Genomic DNA, 2,664 nt, shown 5'->3' with positions numbered 1-2,664 from the left:
CCCTCGGCACCGCGGGCCCCAGCGCTGGTCGCGGGCGATATCCACTGCCGGCGCATAGGTCCAGTGGATACCTGCCGCTGTGGCTTCGACCGCCGTGGCGCGGGCGGTGCGGCGGGCCAGCTCCGGTTCGAAGCTGGCCGCTTCGCCCAGCGGGATCGGAAACACCGTGCGCATGCCGTGGATCACGTCGGCGGCCAGGATCACCGGAATGCCGAGCCGGCTCTGCTCCACCGCGACCTGCTGGATGCGGCGCCCGGCTTCAACGCCGACACCGTTGAACAGCGAGCCGACCCGGCCGGCGCGCACCTGCTCGAGCACCTGCTCGGCGTTGCGCACGTTCGCCTCCGGGTTCACGTCCGGCGCGAACGGACGGACCATGTCGGCGAACACCCCCAGCTGCCCGACCTTTTCCTCCACGGTCATGCGCGCGATCAGCGATTCGATACGGTCCGAGGCCACCGGAAGTCCTTTGGGCAAGACAGCTGCAAAGCGCGGATTCTAGCGCCGCGCATGTTAAGCGCCGGGCCAGCGCGGACCTGCAGGCCACCGGCCGGCCTGGCGACACCGGCCTTGTTCAGTCCCGCGGCGCTATGCGCTGCTCACGCACACTCATCAACATCGCGTCGCTGGACTCCTGGAACACCCGCAGACCGAACTCCGGCAGGATCGCCAGCAGGTGGTCGAACACATCGGACTGGGTACGTTCGTAGGTTGCCCACTCGGTGGGCGCAAAGCAGTAGATCTCCAGCGGCAGACCCTGCGGGGTGGGCGCCAGCTGGCGGACCAGCAGCGTCATGTCCTGCCTGATGTCCGGATGGCTGCGCAGATAGCGCTCGATATACGCGCGGAACGTGCCCAGGTTGGTCAAGCGGCGCGCGTTGACCGGCTCCGGGTGCTGCGCGGCCAGTTGCGCGTTCCACTGCCCCAGCTCCTGCTGCTTGCTGGCCAGGTAGTCGTCGAGCAGGTGGAACTGGCCCAGCCGCTCCAGCCCCGGCGCATCGAGAAACCGCACGCTGTGCTGGTCCAGATACAGCGAACGCTTGATCCGGCGCCCGCCCGACTCCTGCATCCCGCGCCAGTTCTTGAACGACTCGGTGACCAGCTTCTTGGTCGGGATGGTGGTGACGGTCTTGTCGAAGTTCTGCACGGTGACGGTGTGCAGGGCGATGTCGATCACGTCGCCATCGGCGTTCTGGCTGGGCATCTCGATCCAGTCGCCGATCCGAACCCGGCCATCGCCGCTGATCTGCACGCTGGCCACCAGCGACAGGATGGTGTCCTGGAAGATCAGCATGAACACCGCCGTGGCCGCGCCCAGGCCGGTGATCACGTGCAGCAGCTTCACTCCCGCCAGCGTGGCCACGATCGACAGCCCGGCCAACACGAACACCACGATCTTGGCCACCTGCAGAAAGCCCTTGATCGGCTTGTTGCGCGCATCGGCGCGGCGCTCGTAGAACGCGTTGAACGCATCCAGGGCATGCGACACCGCCAACGCGATGGTCAGCACGGTCCACGAGTGCGCCAGGGCCTGCAGGCCCTTGACCAGTCCCGGTGGCAGTTCCGGCACGATCGCCAGGCCGACGGCAATCACCACCGAAGGCACGATATTGGCCAGGCGGGCGACCACCCGCAGCGAGTGATGGGCGCTGTGCTGCGGGCCGGAGAAGCGCTCGATCACCTTGCGCAGACCACGCAGCAGGATGTGCTTGGTGAGAAAGTTGGCCAGCCAGGCCAGAAGCAGCAGGGCCACCAGCACCACCGCCGGATAGGCCATGGGATACGGCGCCAGCAGGTTTTCCAACTGGTCCAGCCAACGGATTCCGATTACCGCCATCGCGTGTTGTTCCTCTTGTTGGGATTGCAGCAACGCACCTCCAGCCCCCGCCGCGGATGGGCCGGGCCGTCGCGGGTGGCGATCAGAAGGAGGGCGTGCCGCTGCCGCGCCCGGCCCACCGCCGGACGTGGCAAAGTCAGGCGGGATTTCAGTCCGCCGCGCGCGTGCGCTCGATGATCACCCCGACCGCGCGAGCGCCACGCACCGCACCGGGCTTGCTCAGCTTCAACCGCAGCCAGTGCACGTTGAACTCGTCCAGCACGATCTGCGCGCAACGCTCGGCCAGTGTTTCCACCAGGCCGAAATCGGAGGCGCGCACGAACTCCATCAGGCGCTTGCTCACAGCCTTGTAGTTGAGCGTGTCGACGATGTCGTCGCTGGCGGCAGGCTTGCGGTTGTCAAAGCCCATTTCCAGATCGAACACCAGCGTCTGGCGGATACGCCGCTCCCAGTCGTAGATGCCGATCAGGGCGTCGATTTCCAGCCCTTCGATGAATACCTTGTCCATTGCATCCGTCGCAGTGAATGAATGGCCATGGTAACGGCAGCTTGCTGAGTCTGCGGTGGATGCTGACGGCACTTGGCCAAATACGCGGGTTTTCGTGCCCATTGGCCGCCTTCATCGGGAAGGCGGCCATCTGTGCCGCAGCGTTGCTCAGGTGCCGGCGTGCAGCGGCGGCAGCGTGGCCATATCCCAGCGCGGAGTGACCTTGATCTCGGCCGGACTGTGCTGGCCGGCCTGCAGGCGCAGGGCACCGGCAAAGGCGATCATCGCGCCGTTGTCGGTGCACAGCGCCGGACGCGGGAAACACACCCGGCCGCCACGG

Annotated in this window: 3 protein-coding genes and 1 pseudogene; all 4 read right to left on the bottom strand. The window is 66.7% G+C overall.

All coding sequences use genetic code 11. From position 1 onward, the window contains the following. Positions 1-459, bottom strand: a 459-nt coding sequence (locus JCM9942_RS13700) for a glycoside hydrolase family 3 N-terminal domain-containing protein (RefSeq protein WP_304941148.1), incomplete at its 3' end; no start/stop codon positions are given. A 115-nt stretch (positions 460-574) separates the two neighbouring features. Next, on the bottom strand, positions 575-1,837 hold the full coding sequence (locus JCM9942_RS13695) for a mechanosensitive ion channel family protein (RefSeq protein ID WP_054660368.1): 1,263 nt from the start codon (positions 1,835-1,837) through the stop codon (positions 575-577). A 148-nt stretch (positions 1,838-1,985) separates the two neighbouring features. Continuing rightward, the gene (gene folB, locus JCM9942_RS13690) at positions 1,986-2,345 is read right to left on the bottom strand and encodes a dihydroneopterin aldolase (RefSeq protein WP_054660366.1); all 360 of its coding nucleotides are present in this window, start codon (positions 2,343-2,345) and stop codon (positions 1,986-1,988) included. Between the two features lie 147 nt (positions 2,346-2,492). Then, a pseudogene (locus tag JCM9942_RS19155) lies at positions 2,493-2,664 on the bottom strand (tRNA (adenosine(37)-N6)-threonylcarbamoyltransferase complex transferase subunit TsaD); the annotation flags it as partial.

This window comes from Stenotrophomonas pictorum JCM 9942 (genome assembly GCF_001310775.1).
Lineage (GTDB): Bacteria > Pseudomonadota > Gammaproteobacteria > Xanthomonadales > Xanthomonadaceae > Stenotrophomonas > Stenotrophomonas pictorum.
The sequence above is the reverse complement of the archived record's forward strand: the minus strand, read 5'-3'. Positions and strand labels throughout refer to the sequence as shown.